Source organism: Halobacterium sp. GSL-19 (assembly GCF_016917855.1).
Classification (GTDB): domain Archaea; phylum Halobacteriota; class Halobacteria; order Halobacteriales; family Halobacteriaceae; genus Halobacterium; species Halobacterium salinarum.
This window is the reverse complement of sequence record NZ_CP070377.1, coordinates 1,091,154-1,109,175: the sequence shown is the minus strand read 5'-3', so window position 1 is coordinate 1,109,175 and position 18,022 is coordinate 1,091,154. Positions and strand designations below refer to the sequence as shown.

Below are 18,022 nucleotides of genomic sequence, written 5' to 3'. Positions count from 1 at the left end.
CGACACTCGATGCGGAGCCACGCGTTCGCCGCCACCGCGCAAAACGTCACTTTTTCGATGGTTCGTGGTCGAACGGACAGGTTTAGACGCGTCACGTGACAACCAGCTGGTATGGTGAGTGTCGGATGACGAGCCACCGCCGGCTGCGGTCGTGGGGAAGTTGGGTTCCGGATGATATCGACCGCCTCGGGGCCTGGACGAACAGTGTGAACGCAGCGCTCGGCCTCGCAGTGGCGATCGTTGGCGTGGTGCTCGGCGGCCCACCACTCGAACGACTTGACACGATCCTCGTCGGCGGCGGACTCGCGGTCGTCAGTGCGTACAACCTCCATCGGATCGCCCACCACACCCTCGAACACCCGGATTTCGTTCGCGCCGGCGGGATTCTCAGCCTCTGGCTGGTCGTGTCCGCGGTGCGCATCGACGCCGCGACGCCCGGCGTGCTCACCGACGCGGCGCTGTGCATCGGCGTGCTGGTGTTCGCGGTGAGCGCCCTGGATTTCGTCGCGCAGTTCCGAGGCCGCCCCGGGAAATGCCGGTGGGCGCGCACGCACGGACCACGCGTGTCGGCCGCCGCCGTCGCCGCCGGTGACACGCTCCGGCGGTGGCACCGGTCGGCCACCAGCAGCATCCGGTTTTTCCTCTCGCGGGACGGCGTCCGGCTCAACACCGCCGCGATCCTCGTCGGCATCGTCGCCGGCCTCGGCGCGGTTGTCTTCCGCATCACCATCTTCGCCGCCCAGGCGGTGTTCTTCGGCGCGACGCTGAACCCGGGTGCGGTCAGCTTCGCCCCGATCCACGTGCCGAACCTGTTCGGCGCGCTGGCCCCCCTGGGCCCGCTCCGGTACGCGCTCGTGCCGGCGGTCGGCGGGCTGATCGTTGGCCTGGTGATCCGCCGCACCACCACCGCGATTCGCGGCCACGGCGTCCCCGAAGTGCTCGAATCGCTGATGGTCCACAACGGCCAGATCGACCCCAAGATCGCCGTGTACAAGACCGTCTCGTCGAGCATCGCGATCGCCAGCGGGGCGTCCCTCGGCCGGGAAGGCCCGATCGTGCAGATCGGGAGCGCCGCGGGATCGTACTTCGGGGCGTTCGTCCACTCCCGGTACACGCGCACGCTGGTCGCCGCCGGCGCGGGCAGCGGCATCGCGGCCACGTTCAACACCCCACTCGCGGGTGTGATGTTCGCGCTCGAAATCCTGCTCTCGGAGTACGCGCTCACCAACGTCGTCACCGTCGTGCTGAGCGCGGTCACGGCGACCGCCGTCGCGCGGTCGGTGCTGGCGTTCACTGCCGTGCCTGGCGTCCGCGAGTTCCTCGTGCCGATCACCTACCACATCGTCACGCCCTCCCTGGAGTTCCCCCTCTACGCCGGCCTCGGCGTGGTCGCCGCCGGCATCGGCGCTGCCGTCGTGCGGCTGCTGTACGCCTCCGAACACCTCTTCCAGGACCGCTGGGACCTGCCCGGCTACCTCACGCCGGCCATCGGCGGTGCCCTTCTCGGGGTGTCGGTCCTGCTCACGGCTGTGCTGCTCGACGCCTCGCCGCTGCAGAGCGCGACCTGGCTGTTCGGGGTCGGATACGGCACCATCCATTCCAGCATCGCCGGCGACCTCACGCTGCTGGTGCTGGTGGCGCTGGCGGTGCTGAAAGTCGTGGGGTTCTCGCTGTCCATCGGCAGCGGGAACTCCGGGGGCGTGTTCTCGCCGACCCTCTACGTCGGCGCGATGGCCGGCGGCGCGTTCGGCGTGCTCGTCAACGCCGCGTTCGCCGGCACAGCCAGCGCCGGCGCGTACGCGCTCGTCGGCACCGCCGGCGTGTTCGCCGCCACGGCCAGCGCGCCGCTCACCGCGACGCTCATCATCTTCGAACTCACCGGCCAGTACACGATCATCCTGCCGCTGCTGGCGGTGACCGTCATCGGCAGCGAGGTCGCACAAGGACTGCTTGACAACGGCACCATCTACACCGAGGCGCTGCGCGACAAGGGCATCACCGTCCAGGAGCGCCGCATCGGCAGCCTCGAAGACCTCGCCGCCAAGGACGTGATGTCCACGGACGTCGACACGGTCACCGTGGGGACCTCCGCCATGGACGCGCTGCGGGTCTTCCAGCAGCGCTCCCACCGCGGCCTCCCCATCGTCGACGCCGACGACACCGTCGCGGGCATGCTCGTGCGGTCCGACGTGGAGCCGCTGATGACTGTCGCCGGAGACACCGCCGAGACGGTGGCGGTCTGTGCACGCGACGGCGGGCAATCCCCATCGACGGCGGTCGAGGAACTCGGCACCACGAACGTCGTTACTGCCACCCCGGACACCAACCTCCTCACGCTCGTCGACCGCATGGCGCGCGTCGACATCGGCCGCATCCCCATTGTCGACACCGACGGCTCGCTGGTCGGGATCGTCACCCGAACCGACGTGCTCGCGGCCTACGACCGCATCCCCATCGACGACGTCGGCGACCGACAGTGGGCGCTGCCGGACGCGGGGGCTTGACGCCACCGCCTACGCTTCGTCGTCGGTGGGCACGAACGGCTCGTGGGTCGCCCGCCAGCCGGCCGTGGTCGCCTCGACGTCCGCAACCGTATACAACTGGAGGTCCCGCTCCTGGTTCGTTCGCACGGGAACATCGTAGTTCACGGCGTCGTACCCCAGCGCGTCGTCGTCCGTCTCGGCGACGAACGCCCGGTGGGCAGCCAGGCGGTCGGCAGCGACCGCACGCGACAGCTCGGGGGTGGCGGTGATGCGGTCGGCGAACGCAGCCACCACCTCCGGGTCGGCGTCGACGCCCACGGAGTTGCGCCCGGCCACGGCGGCCGCGACGCTGGTCGTGCCCGTCCCCCAGAACGGATCCAGGACGGTGTCGCCGTACACCGAGTACATGTTGATGAGGCGGTACGGCAACGCGAACGGGAACGCCGCCGAGCGCTCCCGCAGCCCCGGCTCGGCGAGGTCTTGGCGGGCCCCGTTGAGGTCGGTCCACACGTCGGAAAACCAGTCGTTGCGCTCCTCCCAGAAGTACGCCGCCTCGTAGCGGCGGTCCGCGCCCGGCTCGAACCCGCGGCGCTCGCCGTTCCGGAACACCAGCAGGTGCTCGTGTTCCAGGGTCACGTAGGCGTTTGGCGGCACCATCCCCGACCCCATGAACTTCGCCGCGGAGTTCGTGGGCTTGCGCCACAGCACGCCCGGCAGCGGGTCGAACCCCAGATCCGCGAACGCGTTCGTGACGCGGGCGTGGTTGTCGTAGACGCGGAACCGGTCGACCGACCGCGTGGCGTCCCCGACGTTCACCACGGCGATCCCACCGGGACGAAGCACGCGCTTGACTTCCCGCCACGCGTCGGCCAGCACCGCGTGCATGCGGTCGTGGGCGCGCTCGCCCGCACCGGCGTCCAGGGCCGCGCCGATTTCGGGGTCGAGATCGGTGAACACGGCGTCCCACATCTCGATCATCGGGTACGGCGGCGACGTCACGACGAGGTCCACGGCGTCGGCGGCCAGTGGCAGGTCGCGCGCATCCCCGACCGCGACACGGTGCGTGGTCTCATCCATCACGTCACGCGACTAGACCCGGCTACAAACCAGTTTCGACGGGGCGCGCGGACGCTACAGCAGCTCCTCGATGTCGTCGGCGACCTCCTCGGGGGTGTCGCCGACGGGAACGCCCGCGTCGTTGAGCGCGCTGATCTTGGAGTCCGCGGTGCCGGTGCCGCTGCCGGAGACGATCGCGCCGGCGTGGCCCATGCGCTTGCCCGGCGGTGCGGTGCGGCCGGCGATGAACCCGGCGACCGGCGTGTCCATGTGCTCGTCGATGTACGCGGCCGCTGCCTCCTCGTCCTCGCCGCCGATCTCGCCGCACATCACGACCGCCTCCGTCTCCGGATCGGCCTCGAACAGTTCGAGGGCGTCGATGAAGTCCGTCCCGATGATCGGGTCGCCGCCGATGCCGATGGCGGTCGTCTGGCCGACGCCGCGCGCGGTCAGCGAATCCACGACCTGGTAGGTGAGCGTGCCCGACCGGGAGACGAGGCCGACGTTGCCCGCCTCGAAGATGTTGCCCGGCAGGATGCCGAGTTTCGCCTCGCCCGGCGTGATGATGCCCGGACAGTTCGGCCCGAGCAGGCGGGTGTCGACTTCCGAGAGGCGCTTGTACACTTTCGCCATGTCCTGGCTCGGAATGCCCTCGGTGATCGCGACCACGAGATCGAGGGGCGTATCGAGCGCCTCGAAGACCGCGTCCGCGGCGAACGCCGGCGGCACGAGGACCACCGAGGCGTCCGCGTTCTCGGCCACGACGGCCTGATTGACGGTGTCGTAGACGGGGACGCCGGCGACCTCCTGGCCGCCCTTCCCGGGCACCGCGCCCGCGACGACGTTGGTGCCGTACTCGATCATCTGTTCGGCGTGGAACTTCCCCTCCCCGCCCGTGATGCCCTGCACCACGACGCGGGTGTCGTCATCGACTAGAATGCTCATTGGATGTCCTCCTCGTCGGCGTACTCGACGGCGCGCTGGACAGCGCCCTCAAGCGTTTCTTCGACGGTCACGAGGTCGTCGTTGAGGATCTCGCGGCCTTCAGCGGCGTTCGTGCCCGCGAGCCGGACGACGACCGGCGTCGGGATCTCGTCGAACTGTTCGAGCGCGCTGTTGATGCCCTTCGCGACCTCGTCGCCGCGAGTGATGCCGCCGAAAATGTTGAACACGACGCTGTCGACGTTCTCGTCGCTGAACACCATGTCCAGGGCGTTGGCGACGCGGTCGGCTTTCGCGCCGCCGCCGATGTCCAGGAAGTTCGCGGGCTGCCCGCCGTAGTAGTCCACGAGGTCAAGCGTCGTCATCACGAGCCCGGCCCCGTTGCCGATGATGCCCGTGTTGCCGTCCAGGCGGACGTAGTCGAAGCCGTACTCGTTGGCCTTGGCTTCGAGGTCGTCCTCGGCGGCGTCCTCTTCCATGTCGGCGAACGCCGGCTGGCGGAACAACGCGTCCTCGTCGAGTTTCATCACGGCGTCGGCGGCGACAACGTCGCGCTCGCTGGTCACCATCACGGGATTGATCTCGACCTCCGTGGCGTCGCTGTCCGCCCACAGATCGTAGACGCCCTGCACGATCTTCGCGACGTCCCCGGCGACGTCCTGCTCGATGCCCGCGTCGTAGACGGCGTTGCGGGCCTGATAGGCCTGCAGACCGAACGAGGGATCGACGTGCTCGCGCACGATGTCCTCGGGGGCTTCCTCGGCGACGGATTCGATGTCGACGCCGCCGCGCTCGGAGACCATCACGACCGGCGCGCCCTCGCTGCGGTCCATGGTCACGCCGACGTACAACTCGTTGGTGAAGTCGACGGCCTCCTCGACGAGAACGCGATCAACCGTGTAGCCTTTGAGGTCCATGCCGAGAATCGACTCGGCGGCCTCGCGAGCCTCGGCCGTGTTCTCCGCGAGTTTGATGCCGCCGGCCTTTCCGCGGCCACCGACGTGTACCTGGGCCTTCACCGCGACGGGGTAGTCGAGGGCGTCTGCGACCTCGACGGCCTCGTCGACGGACGTTGCGAGCGCCGACTCCGGGGTCGGAATGCCCGCATCGGCGAAGACCTCCTTCGCCTGGTACTCGTGAAGCTTCATGCAGTCTGAACGCGAACCTCGCTCAGCATAAACCCCATCGGTCTCCGAATCCGGCGCGTGCTGCCGCTTCGACACGGGGTGCATACGTTTACAACGCGCTCCATCCATGTGGTGTGTATGCATGCCAACTTCGAGTGCGATGGCGACGTTGTGCTCGTGACCGGCGCGGTCGGCGCGCTCGGGAGCGCCGTCTGTCGGGCGTTCGCCGACGCCGGCGCAACCGTCTGTGGCACCGACGTGGTGGCCCCCGCGGAGAGCGACGACGCCGTGCCGACCCCCACGTTCGCGTCGTTCTATCAGGGCGATCTCACGGAGGACACGCAGGCCGCCCACGTCGTCTCAAGCACGGTCGCCGACCACGGCGGCCTCGACGCGCTCTGCAACGTCGCCGGGATGTGGCAGGGCGGCGACCCGATCCACGAAACGCCGGTGTCGGCGTTCGAGACAGTCCTGGACGTGAACCTGAAGACGATGTTTCTCGCGAGCGCGCACGCGATCCCACACCTCCAGGACAGCGGTGGCACCATCGTCTCCGTCTCCGCGCGGGCCTCCCTGGAGGGCGGCCAGGGCGACGGTCCCTACCGGGCCGCGAAGGCCGGCGTCCGCCTGCTCACCGAAACCATCGCCGCCGAGAACCACGGCGCGGTGCGCGCCAACGCCGTCATGCCGTCGGTCATCGACACGCCCGCGAACCGCGAGATGCTGCCCGACGCCGACCACGACTCCTGGGTCGACCCCGATGCCATCGCTCGCGTCGTGCTCTCGCTGTGTTCGGACGCGACGCCGCCCACGAACGGGGCTGCGGTCCCAGTCTACGGCGACGCCTAACCGGACAGCAGAACGAACGGAGTTCGACCGCGCGTTACGCCGACGCGTTCGCGGTGGTGGTCGCGTTCGCGGTCGTGGGTGTCGTCGTCGACGGCTGGCTGGTCGCGGTCGTGGCGGCGTCACTGGCCCAGTCGGGCTGGGTGACTTCCGTCGACCCGATGTCGCTGAAGGTGTAGTTGACAGCCGTCGTCTGCGAGCGGTTCTGCTGTGCGAACGTGGTGTTCGACTGCAGCGAGGTCACCACGCCGTCGTCACGGATGTGCAGCGTCGCGGCCGCCGCCTCGACCGACTCGGGGTCGCGGTTCGCGAACGCCCGTGAGGACGTATTCAGGTCCGCCACGCCGTCGGCCTCGTAGACCGCGACCGTGTCGCCGTTCTCAGTGGTGGTGCCCGTGTACGTGAAGTTGAACAGGTCGATGAACGGCCGCACGATGCTGCTGGCGTACTGATCGGCGGTCGGCGCTCTCCCGGACGCGTCCCGGACCTGTGACCGGTTGCCGGCGGCGCGCCGCTCGTAGGCGGTGCCGTTGCCGTCGGTGTACACGGCGACCGTCTGGCCCCGCGGCGACTGCGTCCGCAGGAACAGCGCACCCGAGGCGGCGTTCCCACGGACCACGCCGGTGGTCTCGGCGCGCTGCGTGCTGTTTGCCAGCGACTGTGCGACCGTCGACTCCATCGTGTACGAGCCCGCGTCAGTGAGCGCGCTGGCGTGGGCGTCCACGACGGTCCCCGTGTCAAGGGGCGTCTGATAGATCTGGTCGCCGCTCGATGCGCCGTCGTCTGTCGCAGGGGCGGAGCCGCCGGCGCATCCGGCGACCGCGACAAGCGCCACAACCAACAGGGCAGCAAGTTGCCGTCGCATACCGGTGGTTCGCGTGTCACGGTGAAAACCCCTGTGGACGACACCGCGTCCGGCGCGCGCTCGGTCACACGAGTTATACGAAAACCCCGCCAACAGCCTCCAATGACCACCACGATCAAGGACAGCGTCCACGACCACATCGAAGTCACCGGCGTGGTCGCTGCGCTGCTCGACACGCCCCCGCTCCAGCGCCTGCGCAACGTCGCACAGCTGGGCACCGTCAGCCTCGTCTACCCGTCAGCCAACCACACCCGCTTCGAGCACTCCCTGGGCGTCTACCACCTCGCCGACCGCGCGCTCGACCACCTCGGGATCACGGGCCAGCGCGCCACCCGCGTTCGCGCCGCCGCCATCCTCCACGACATCGGCCACGGACCGTTCAGCCACAACGTCGAGGACGTGATCGAGCGCCACACCGGCAACCGCCACGACGACGTCCACGACCTCGTGGCGTCCGGCCAGGTGGCGTCGGTGCTGGCCGACCACGACATCCAGCCCGCGGAGATCGCCGCCCTCGTGGCCGGCGACGGCGAGCCACTGGCCCAACTGGTCGCCGGCGAGCTCGACGTCGACCGCATGGACTACCTGGTGCGGGACGCCCACCACACCGGCGTCCCCTACGGCACCATCGACCACGGACGACTCATCCGTGGGCTGACGTTCATCGACGGCGATCTCGTGCTGGGCGCGGGCAACGTGCAATCCGCCGAAAGCCTGCTGTTGGCGCGCGCGCTCATGAACCCGACCGTGTACAGCCACCACGTCGCCCGCATTTCGAAGTCGATGCTGCGGCGCGCGGCCGAAACGCTGCTCGCCACCACGGACGTGACCGCGCCGGCGCTGCGCCGCATGGACGACCACGACCTCGTGGCCGCGCTCCGCGCCCACGACGCCACCAGCCGGGTCGCCGCCCGGCTGTTCGAGCGCGACCTCTACAAGCGCGCGGTGTGGGCGGAACTCGGGGACGTCGACGACGACCTCGTCGGCGCGGACCACGACACCGTGCGGGGGTTCGAGCGCGCCATCGCCGCCGACGCCGGCGTCCCCGAGCGCGATGTCATCGTTGATGCGCCCAGCGAGCCCTCGATGCCGGAGTCCTCGACGGGTGTGCTGGTCAACGGCGAGGTGCGGCGGCTCCACGAGCAATCAACGCTCGTGACCGCGCTTCAGACCGCCCAGCGCGAGCAGTGGCGACTCGGCGTCTACACGCCGCGAGCGCACACCGACGCGGTCGGGCGGGCCACGGAGCGCGTGCTCGGGCTGGACCCCGACGACGGGCTCGTCACCGAGGTGAACGCGCCCGACGACTCACCGCCGGGGTTCTCGGAGTGACCACCCGACCGCCCTGTACACTTAACACAGCACCGTGAGAAGCACGACACGATGGGACGCTACGAGCGCATCCTCGTACCGACGGACGGGTCGAACGCGTCACAGGACGCCGTCGCGCACGCCGTCGATCTCGCCGTCGAGCACGACGCGACGGTTCACGCGTTGTACGTCGTGGACACTGCGAGCTACGCGGGGCTGCCCATGGACTCCTCCTGGGAGAGCGTGTCCGCGATGCTGAGCAGTGAGGGAACGAGCGCGCTCGATACCGTGACCGCGGCCGCAAACGACCGTGGTGTCGCCACCGAGCGCGAACTCCGGGACGGCAACCCCGCCATGGAGATCGTGACCTACGCCGACAACGCCGGCTGTGACCTGATCGTGATGGGGACCCATGGCCGCGGTGGGATCGACCGGCTGTTGCTGGGCAGCGTCACCGAGAAGGTGGTGCGATCGTCGTCGGTGCCGGTGCTCACCGTCAGCGGCGGGGACGAGTAACGCCCGTCAGGCGGGCCGCACGTGCTGGCAGTCGCCGGCATGCACGACGGTTGTCGACTCGCCACCAGTGGCAACCACGAGCGCGCCGTGAGCCGTGACATCGACGGCGCGACCGGTGATCGTGTTGTCGTCGTCCTGGGTGATGCGCACGTGTTCGCCGAGCGTTGCTGCGCGCTCGCGCCACGCCGCCAGCGCCGCCTCCGGGCGGCCACGCAGGGCGTCGAACCGTTCGAGGACGCGCTGCACGAACACCCGTCGGTCCGTCTCGCCGGCCAGCGCGCGCACGCTCGTCGCGCCGGGCGCGAGCGCCGCCGGGTCGACGTTGACGTTCACGCCCAAGCCCACGACCACCCAGGACACGCGGCTGGCTTCGCCCTCCATCTCGGTGAGGATGCCCGCGAGCTTTCGGTTGCCGCGCGCGGCGGGTTCGCCGGGCACGACCACGTCGTTGGGCCACTTGATCGCGGCGTCAACGCCGGCCTCCCGGGCGGCGTCCGTGACCGCCACTGCGGCGGCGAACGTGAGCAGGGGCACGCGCGCCGGCGGCAGGTCCGGGCCGAGCACGAGACTCGCCCAGACGCCGCCTGCGGGCGACTCCCAGGATCGGTCCCGGCGACCGCGGCCACTCGTCTGCCGGGTTGCGAGCACGACCGTGTCGCGCGCGCCGTCGGCCGCACGCTCGCGGGCGCGGTCGTTCGTGCTGGGCAGGCTGTCGTGGTGTTCGATCGTGAACGGGGCGTCCAAGTCGACGCTGACCGCGAGCCCGCCGTAGTCGGGCACTCCGGCCAGCGTGTACCCGTCGTGGCCGCTGTCGATGGTGAAGCCGGCGTCGCGGAGTGCGTCGACGTGCTTCCAGACGGCGGCCCGGGAGACGCCGAGTTTGTCGGCCAGCGCCGGCCCGGGTGTGGGGCCGTCGGCCAACGCGTCGAGGACGGCGCGTCGGGTGTCGCTCATTGCCGGTGGTATCCGGCCTGTCCTGTTAAACCCGACTGGTTGAACGCCACACCGCACCGGAGCGGACTGCCCTGATCCGCCACAATAACTCACTCATACCTTTTTCCAGTTTATTTATATCTGTTATGTTCAGATAAATTTAATTTTCAGCGGACTGTTGATACAGATGTCGATGACGGACTCCAAGTTCACACAGTACCTGTCGGATAACCCACGAATGATCGGCGCGCTGTTCACGATGCTGCTGTTCCTCTCGACAACAGGGACGGCGGCGGCGAAGCACCCTGCCGGGATTATCCAGGGACCGTAGCTGAGTAGAAAGCGTACTGAATCCGCTGTCTCGCTAAAGAAGACGCTTCAGCCGGTTTCTTCGATGGTCAGTTTGTCACTCCATGTCAGTGTTCCGTCGTAGAGGACTGGAAAGACCCCATGGTCGAAAAACGAGCGAAGATCTTCAGCAGCAACGTTGAACGTCCCGATGTGACCAGCGTTCAGATACGACGTGTCGTTCCCGGGAATGTACGGCGTGACGAGCGATCCCAGCGGCGTGTTCGTAGTCGGATAGCCAACCAGAGACACCTCGTAGCCGGCATCGGTTGCTGCCAGCTTAGCGAGCAGCAACAGGCCACTCCGGCTCTGCACCACCTGTGCGGACCCATCACCGACCGTGACGTACTGGTTCCCGAACGCCGTCACGTTGCGAGCGATCGACAGCCCCGACAGCAGCGAGAACCCGTCGTTCAGCAGTCGCGCGATCGCGTGCCCGACCCGCACGGCGGCGTCGTTGTCGATGTCCGACACGGTGACGATGCCGCCCTGGCTCCCGCGATCAACCAGCGCGCGACCCTGCGCGTGCGACTGACAGGAGTTCAGCAGGAACGCGCGGACGCCGGTCGTGTCCAGGTCCCGGGCGTCGAGTCGCCCGTCCACACACTGGAAGCCGGTGGCGTCCGTGTGCCCGATGTAGTGGAGGAAGTCGACCGTCGACTCCAACACCGTGGCGAGTTCGCTCGTGGACAGCTCGTGGCGCACCGAGATGTCGAACTCGAAGAAATCCCGCATCCCGTAGACGGCGCTGACGCAGTCCTCGGCGTCCATCGACGGGTCGTTGCAGACGACCACGACCCGGATCGGATCGCTGGCGGGCGCATCGCACGCCAGGCGCGCCTGGTAGTCCGCAGCGGTGGCCTTGTTGGCACCCACTGGCACCCCGTCGGCGAGCCACACGTGCTCGATGGACTCCGTATCCGGCGGTACCACGACATCGTCCGCGTCGGCCGCCACGCGTGGCTGGTCGCGGTCAGGCTGTGACCTGCTCCGAAGGAACGAACTCACAGCCTCGGCTCCGTGCCCGGCGTCGGATGTCGTGTCCGGTTGTGCGTCGTGGACCCGGACGTTGGCGAGGTCATCCACGACGAACGGCAGCGCGGCGATGCGTCCGGGGTCCGGGGCAATGTCCGCGGTGACCGGCCACTGCGGACCGTGTGGCTCGGTGACCGCGAACGGCACACCCAGGTATGCCGCCAGCCGTTCGGCGGGCGGCGCGTCGTAGGCCGCCGACAGGTCGATGCCGAGGGTCGGCTCGATCGCGGTGCGTTCGTGCATCGACACCGAGTACAGCCCCTCCGTCCGGACGACACAATCCAGCAAGAACACGTGCTCCAGCAGAGTCTGCACCGCGTCGCCGAACCCACTGGCGGACGGGAACGGATACCGGACGCCGTCGAGCACGAGCGCGCGCTGTGCGCCCGGCTGCACCGTCGCCCCGAGATAGTACGCGAGCGTGCTCACCCGGTACAGGTCACCCCAGTCGGGCGGGATCTCGATGGCGATCCCGGTGTCCGGAGCGTCGAGGGTGGCGGGCGCGTCGAAGGCGTCACCGCGCTCCACGAGCGGTGGATGGCCCCGTAGCGTCGGGAACGACCGCTCCGGTGTGGTGGTTTTCAGCGCGGATCCGAACAGTGAGACCGCGCGCATGCCGTCCCGCACGTCGTCGGTGATGGTGATCGTGGCCTCGGGGGCCGTATGCAGCGACCGCGCGCCCAGGCGCACGGTGGCCGTGGCGTCGAAGCTGATGACCGTCGAGTCGTCGGTGCGGTGGATCTCGAAGGGGTCCGTTACAGCCAGTTGGAGCTTCATCGACCCGATGTCGACATCCAGGGCGTACGCTCCCTGCTCGGGGTACATCGCCGACTCCTGGTTGGTGGTTTTCCCGACGAGCGTCCGGTCTGGCTGCCACACGAACACGTCCACCAGTGCCGGCAGCGTGATCCGCGTCGTGTCGAAGGCAACCGCGCTATCGACGGGCAACGCGAACCCAGCATCACTGCTGGTGTGCCACGCCTCCGCATCCGGCTGCCGAGACAGTCCATGCCCCGAGCCGGTAGCGACAGGCGTTGGGGCCACCCGGGACTCGGTGTACAGTTCGAACTGGGCGTTCTCGATCCGGTCGTGAACACGCAGCCCGGTCGGGCTCGTGGTCGGCGTGAATGCTGGGTTCATGGTGCGGCCACGTGACACCGCACGGTTCGACTGCCGCCGCCACGGAGCGCGGCGTCAGCCGGCGGTGTCGTCGGTCGGGTCGTGTGGGAGTAGCAGACAGCCAGGCGACATAATGACTCCGGTCGCGGAACCGCCCGTCTAGTCGATGACCACCAGCACGTCGTCCATGTCGACGCTGTCGTCCTCGCTGACGGCGACCTGCGTGACCGTGCCACCGTGGGACGCCACGACGTCGTTCTCCATTTTCATCGCTTCCAGCACAACCAGCACGTCTCCTGCGTCGACCGCATCGCCCTCGGACACGGCCACGTCCAGGATCGTCCCCTGCATCTCCGCCGTGACCGTCTCGCCGTCGCCCTCAACGACCGTCTCGCCGTCGTCGGCTCCGCCCGCGGGCTCCGGCGGCCCGCCGCCGCCGGTGTCCGCTTCGGGGGCCGCGAACTGCGCCGCGCCGCGCTCCTCCAGGTTGACCTCGAAGCGCTTGCCGTTGACTTCCACCGTGAAATCCCGCTCCACCACGTTCTCATCGGCACTGCTCTCGGAGGCCGTCGTCGTCCCCCACTCCGCCTGGGCGTCACTGATCCGCGACTCCTCGATGTCGCGGTCGAGATACTTCGTCGTGTGCGTGCCCCCGACGAACGCGTCGTCCGTCAGCATCAGCCGATGGAACGGGATGATCGTCGGGATGCCCTCGATGTCGTACTCGGCGAGCGCGCGCCGGGACCGCGCCAGACACTCCTCGCGGTCGCTGCCGTGCACGATGAGCTTCGCGACCATCGAGTCGTAGTCGGTGACGAGATCGTCGCCCTGCCGGAGGCCGTCGTCGACGCGCACGCCGATGCCGCCCGGCGGGTCGTAGGTCTCCAACTCGCCGCCCGTGGCGGGCGCGAAGTCGTCGGCCGCGTTCTCCGCGTTGATGCGGTACTCGACGGCGTGGCCGTCCAGTGCCACGTCGTCCTGCTCGAAGGTGAGCTCGTCGTCGGATGCGATCTTGAGCTGCCACTTCACAATGTCGACGCCCGTGAGCGCCTCCGTGACCGTATGCTCGACCTGAATCCGGGTGTTCACTTCGAGGAAGTAGAACTCCGTCTCCGGCCCGAGGAGCTCACCGGGCTCCCGTTCGGTGTCTTCCTCGACGAGGAACTCGAAGGTGCCTGCGTTGTAGTAGCCCGCGGCGTCGGCTCCACGCCGGGCCGCCGTCCCGATCTCCTCGCGAAGCTCGTCCGTGAGCGCGGGGCTCGGGCCTTCTTCGATGACTTTCTGGTGGCGGCGCTGCAGCGAACAGTCCCGCTCGCCGAGGTGCCGGACGTTCCCGTGGTGGTCCGCAAGGATCTGGACCTCGATGTGGCGGGGGTTCTCCAAGTAGCGCTCCAGATAGACGTTCGCGTTGTCGAAGTACGCCTCACCCTCACGCTCCGCCGACTCCAGTTGGTCTTCGGCCTCGTCGGCGCTGCGCACGATCTTCATGCCGCGGCCGCCACCACCGCCCTCGGCCTTGATAGCGATGGGGTAGCCGTGTTCCTCGCCGAACTCGTGGATGTCGGCGACGGACTCCACGGGGTCGGTGGTGCCGGGAACGATGGGCACGTCGGCCTCCCGCATCGTCTTCCGGGCGCTGGTCTTCTCGCCGAGCTGGCGCATCGAGTTCGCGGACGGGCCGACCCACGTGACGCCGTCGGTGTCCTCGACTTTGCCCGCGAACTCGGCGTTCTCGGCGAGGAAGCCGTAGCCGGGGTGGATGGCGTCGGCCCCGGCCCGCGTGGCCGCGTCGATGATGGCGTCGTGGTCGAGATAGGAGTCCGCCGCGCGCGCCGGCCCGACGTTGTACGCCTCGTCGGCGTACCGCACGTGTCCGGCGTGCGCGTCGGCATCGCTGTACACAGCGACCGTGTCGACCCCAAGGTCGTCACACGCCCGCATCACACGCACCGCGATCTCGCCGCGGTTGGCAACGAGTACCTTCTCGAACATTCTTGATCGTTCGTTTCAGAGACGGCCTACTCATAGCTTCGGTTCTGGATCGGCCGCCAGCCCGCGCACAGAACACCCGCTTGGGCCGCCGCCTCGCCCGGAGCGACGGCCTAAAACCGGTCGCGACGCCCCGCCGCGCTCCACGCGTCGGTGGGCGCACCGTCGGGCACGCGCACCGAGCGCCCGCCCTGTTGTTCGATGCGGCCGGCGAACCGCCATTTCTCACCGGGCCACGTCGCCTCGTTGTCGTCGGTGGCCGCCGCGGCCGCCGCCATCGCGGCCAGGTGGCTCTGGACGGCCGCAGCGATGGCGGCCGCCTCCTCCTCGCTGGCGTCCTCGGGGATCGTCAGGTCCATCTCGGCGGGCATCACAGCGGGATGTTGCCGTGTTTCTTGTCCGGCGTCTCCTCGCGCTTGCTCGCCAGCATGTCGAGGTCGTCGATGAGCCGCGGTCGGGTCTCGGTCGGCTCGATGACGGCGTCGAGGTAGCCGCGGTCGGCGGCCGTGTATGGGTTGGCGAACTCCTCGCGGTACTCGTCGATGAGCTCTTGGCGGCGCGCCGCGGTGTCGTCGGCCGCTTCGAGTTCATCACTGTAGAGGACGTTCACCGCGCCCTTCGGCCCCATCACGGCGATCTCGGCGGTCGGCCACGCGTAGTTGACGTCCGCGCCGATGTGCTTGCTCGCCATCACGTCGTAGGCGCCGCCGTAGGCCTTCCGCGTGATGACCGTCATCAGGGGCACGCTCGCCTCGCTGAACGCGTACAGGAGCTTCGCGCCGTGCCGGATGATGCCGCCGTGCTCCTGGTCGGTGCCCGGCAGGAACCCGGGCACGTCCACGAGCGTCAGGATCGGGACGTTGAACGAGTCACAGAACCGCACGAACCGGCTGGCCTTCTCGGAGGCGTCGATGTCGAGGGTGCCGGCGTTCACGCGGGGCTGGTTCGCGACGATGCCGACCGACCGGCCGTCGAGTCGCGCGAACCCGACGACGATGTTCTTCGCGTAGTCCGCCTGCACCTCGAAAAACGACTGCTCGTCGACGACGCTGTCGACGACGTCGGTCATGTCGTAGGGCTTCCGTGGCTCGTCCGGGACGATGGTTTCGAGGGCGTCGTCGCGGCGCTCGGGGTCGTCGTAGGGCTCGACCCGTGGCGGGTCCTCGACGTTGTTCTGGGGGAGATACGAGAGCAAGCGCTTGATGTTGTCCAGGGCCGCCTCCTCGCTGTCGCAGGCGAAATGTGCGACCCCCGATTCGGCGGCGTGGGTGGTCGCGCCGCCGAGCTCCTCGAAGCCGACCTGCTCGCCGGTCACCGTCTCGATGACGTCCGGCCCGGTGATGAACATGTGGCTCGTGTCCTTCACCATGACGGTGAAATCCGTGATCGCCGGCGAGTAGACGGCACCGCCCGCACACGGCCCCATGATCGCCGAGATCTGGGGGACGACGCCGCTGGCCTTCTCGTTGCGGGTGAAGATCTCCGCGAACCCGCCCAGCGCGTCGACGCCCTCCTGGATGCGTGCGCCCGCCGAGTCGTTGAGCCCCACGACGGGCGCGCCGACCTCCATCGCGCGATCCATCACTTTCGTCACTTTCTCCGCGAACACCTCACCGAGGCTCCCCCCGAAGACGGTGAAGTCGTGGGCGAACACGAACGTCGTGCGGCCGTTGACGTCGCCGTAGCCGGTGACGACGCCGTCGCCGGGGAGCTTCGTTTCGTCCATGTCGAAGTTCGTGGAGCGGTGCGTGCGCAGCTGGTCCAACTCGTTGAACGTGCCGTCGTCGAGGAAGTAGTCGATGCGCTCGCGAGCCGTCAGCTTCCCCTTCTCGTGTTGGGACTCGATGCGAGCCTCTCCGCCGCCGAGGAGTGCGCGCTCGGTCTGCTCGCGCAAGTCCTCGATGCGCTCTTCCATCGTCATTTGATTAGGAGGGTTCCGCAACCGGCGGCAAAAGGATTCCGAGACGGCGACAGCCCAGGACGGCGCTGTCAGGCGACGGACGCCGGCCGCCGCAGCCCCAGAAACGACACCACCGCGATGACGACGCTCAGTCCCGCGAACAGTCGCGGCTGGCTGATGGTGACTCCCCACAGCTCGACGGCCGTGATCGAGACGCCGAGCGCGGCGGCGATCCCGGAGACGAGCGTGAAAATCAGGAACACCGGGATCACCACGCCGACCGCGTACAGCCACGGCGTCGACAACGCGGACGCGACAGCGCCCGCGCCGAGCTCGTACTCGGTGACGGCGTTCTGCCCGACGACCCAGCCGGTGAACAGCAGGAACCCGATGAGGCCGGCGGTCATCAGGAGGTCCACCAGGGTGCCCGCGACGAAGTCAAAGAGCCCGGGCGAGAGCGCGGTTGCGCTCCCAGTGACGGTGAACACGCCCACGAACAGCGCGGTCGCGCGGCGGCGTGAGACGCCGTACTCGTCGACCAGGAACGACACCGGGAGTTCGAGCATCGAGATCGACGAGGAGATGGCGGCCAGGGAGACGACCGCGAAAAACACCGCGCCGACGGCCCGCCCGTAGGGGACCGCAACGAACGCGTTGGCGAGGCCAACGAACAGCGCGCCGGGACCGCCAGTGCCGGCGTCGCCGACGAGCGCGAACAACAGCGGGAACACCACGAGTCCAGCGAGCACACCGATGCAGGTGTTGAGAACGGCGATCGCCGCGCCGTCGGCGGCCAGCGACCGCTCCTCGTCGAGGTACGACGCGTAGGTGATCATCGTTCCGGAGCCAAGCGAGAGCGTGAACAGCGCCTGGCCGGCGGCGGCAGGCAGGATCCCAAGCAGGTCGGCTTCAAGCAGTTCGACGTCCGGCGACAGGTAGAACGCGAGACCGGCACCCGCGCCGTCGAGCGTGCTCGCCCAGGCGGCGAGCACGATCAAAAGCACCACCACAGCCGGCATCATGAGCTTGGTTGCGTTCTCGATCCCGCGTTTGATCCCGCGGACTACGATGAGCCCGGTGATCGCGAGGAACAACAGATGGAAGCCAACGGCGTCAAGCCCGTAGCTCACCGTGGCGAAGTACTGGCCGGGGTTCGAGAAGTACGCGCCGGTCAGGCTGGCCCCGAAGTACCGCAGGATCCACCCGCCGACAACGCTGTAAAAGGAGAGCAACACGACCGCGATGACGACCGAGAGGTGTCCGAACACCCGCCACAGCGTGGAGTCCGACAGCGAGGAGAACGCGCCGACGGGGCTTCGACGGCTCCGCCGCCCGATCACGAACTCCGCCAGCAGGCCGGGCACGCCAACACACAGTACAACGCCGAGATACACCAGGAGGAACGCCGCGCCGCCGTTTTCGCTCGTCATCCACGGGAACCGCCAGAGGTTCCCCAGGCCGACCGCGGAGCCGACGGCGGCCATGATGAATCCGAGCCGGGAGTGCCACACATCTCGTGCCATTGCAACGCAGTAACAAACCACCCTATTTC

The 18,022-nt window shown here is 68.6% G+C and carries 15 protein-coding genes; 5 read left to right on the top strand and 10 right to left on the bottom strand.

Features of this window, described 5'->3' with window-relative positions; translation table 11 throughout:
* Nucleotides 1-125 precede the first annotated feature (125 nt).
* On the top strand, nt 126-2,504 hold the full coding sequence (locus tag JT689_RS07605) for a chloride channel protein (RefSeq protein WP_205250851.1): 2,379 nt from the start codon (nt 126-128) through the stop codon (nt 2,502-2,504).
* A gap of 9 nt (nt 2,505-2,513) precedes the next feature.
* Here the strand turns inward: JT689_RS07605 and JT689_RS07600 are convergent, their stop codons facing one another.
* The 3 genes from JT689_RS07600 to sucC are packed head-to-tail and all read right to left on the bottom strand — an operon-like array spanning nt 2,514 to nt 5,629.
* Entirely contained in the window at nt 2,514-3,560 is a 1,047-nt protein-coding gene (locus JT689_RS07600) for a site-specific DNA-methyltransferase (protein ID WP_010903126.1), read from the bottom strand.
* Between the two features lie 54 nt (nt 3,561-3,614).
* Nucleotides 3,615-4,484 (bottom strand): succinate--CoA ligase subunit alpha, encoded by an 870-nt coding sequence (gene sucD, locus JT689_RS07595; protein ID WP_010903125.1) that lies wholly within the window; start codon nt 4,482-4,484, stop codon nt 3,615-3,617.
* Nucleotides 4,481-5,629, bottom strand: coding sequence for an ADP-forming succinate--CoA ligase subunit beta (sucC, locus tag JT689_RS07590; protein WP_012289349.1), 1,149 nt, complete (start codon nt 5,627-5,629; stop codon nt 4,481-4,483). Before sucC ends, sucD begins: the two co-directional genes overlap by 4 nt.
* Nucleotides 5,630-5,746: 117 nt before the next feature.
* On the opposite strand from sucC, the gene JT689_RS07585 reads away from it, so the two are divergent.
* The gene (locus JT689_RS07585) at nt 5,747-6,457 is read left to right on the top strand and encodes an SDR family oxidoreductase (RefSeq protein ID WP_010903123.1); all 711 of its coding nucleotides are present in this window, start codon (nt 5,747-5,749) and stop codon (nt 6,455-6,457) included.
* A gap of 34 nt (nt 6,458-6,491) precedes the next feature.
* Here JT689_RS07585 and JT689_RS07580 read toward each other — a convergent pair whose 3' ends face one another.
* Nucleotides 6,492-7,319, bottom strand: a complete 828-nt coding sequence (locus JT689_RS07580; RefSeq protein ID WP_205250850.1) for a hypothetical protein — start codon at nt 7,317-7,319, stop codon at nt 6,492-6,494.
* A 102-nt stretch (nt 7,320-7,421) separates the two neighbouring features.
* On the opposite strand from JT689_RS07580, the gene JT689_RS07575 reads away from it, so the two are divergent.
* On the top strand, nt 7,422-8,651 hold the full coding sequence (locus tag JT689_RS07575; protein WP_205250849.1) for an HD domain-containing protein: 1,230 nt from the start codon (nt 7,422-7,424) through the stop codon (nt 8,649-8,651).
* A 51-nt stretch (nt 8,652-8,702) separates the two neighbouring features.
* On the top strand, nt 8,703-9,146 hold the full coding sequence (locus JT689_RS07570) for a universal stress protein (protein WP_010903120.1): 444 nt from the start codon (nt 8,703-8,705) through the stop codon (nt 9,144-9,146).
* Between the two features lie 6 nt (nt 9,147-9,152).
* Here the strand turns inward: JT689_RS07570 and JT689_RS07565 are convergent, their stop codons facing one another.
* Nucleotides 9,153-10,100 (bottom strand): biotin--[acetyl-CoA-carboxylase] ligase, encoded by a 948-nt coding sequence (locus JT689_RS07565; RefSeq protein WP_205250848.1) that lies wholly within the window; start codon nt 10,098-10,100, stop codon nt 9,153-9,155.
* Nucleotides 10,101-10,272: 172 nt separating this feature from the next.
* Here JT689_RS07565 and JT689_RS07560 point away from each other — a divergent pair, with 172 nt between their 5' ends.
* Entirely contained in the window at nt 10,273-10,410 is a 138-nt protein-coding gene (locus tag JT689_RS07560) for a hypothetical protein (RefSeq protein ID WP_205251919.1), read from the top strand.
* Nucleotides 10,411-10,457: 47 nt separating this feature from the next.
* On the opposite strand, the gene JT689_RS07555 is transcribed toward JT689_RS07560, so the two are convergent.
* The 5 genes from JT689_RS07555 to JT689_RS07535 form a co-directional block, all read right to left on the bottom strand.
* Entirely contained in the window at nt 10,458-12,602 is a 2,145-nt protein-coding gene (locus tag JT689_RS07555) for a hypothetical protein (RefSeq protein ID WP_205250847.1), read from the bottom strand.
* Between the two features lie 138 nt (nt 12,603-12,740).
* Nucleotides 12,741-14,573, bottom strand: a complete 1,833-nt coding sequence (locus JT689_RS07550) for an acetyl/propionyl/methylcrotonyl-CoA carboxylase subunit alpha (protein WP_205250846.1) — start codon at nt 14,571-14,573, stop codon at nt 12,741-12,743.
* Between the two features lie 110 nt (nt 14,574-14,683).
* Complete coding sequence (locus tag JT689_RS07545) at nt 14,684-14,941, bottom strand: acc operon protein (protein ID WP_205250845.1); 258 nt, start codon at nt 14,939-14,941, stop codon at nt 14,684-14,686.
* Nucleotides 14,941-16,485, bottom strand: a complete 1,545-nt coding sequence (locus tag JT689_RS07540; RefSeq protein ID WP_345944595.1) for an acyl-CoA carboxylase subunit beta — start codon at nt 16,483-16,485, stop codon at nt 14,941-14,943. The genes JT689_RS07545 and JT689_RS07540 overlap by 1 nt, the downstream gene beginning before the upstream one ends.
* 74 nt (nt 16,486-16,559) lie before the next feature.
* Entirely contained in the window at nt 16,560-17,993 is a 1,434-nt protein-coding gene (locus JT689_RS07535; protein ID WP_010903113.1) for a sodium-dependent transporter, read from the bottom strand.
* Nucleotides 17,994-18,022: the final 29 nt, after the last annotated feature.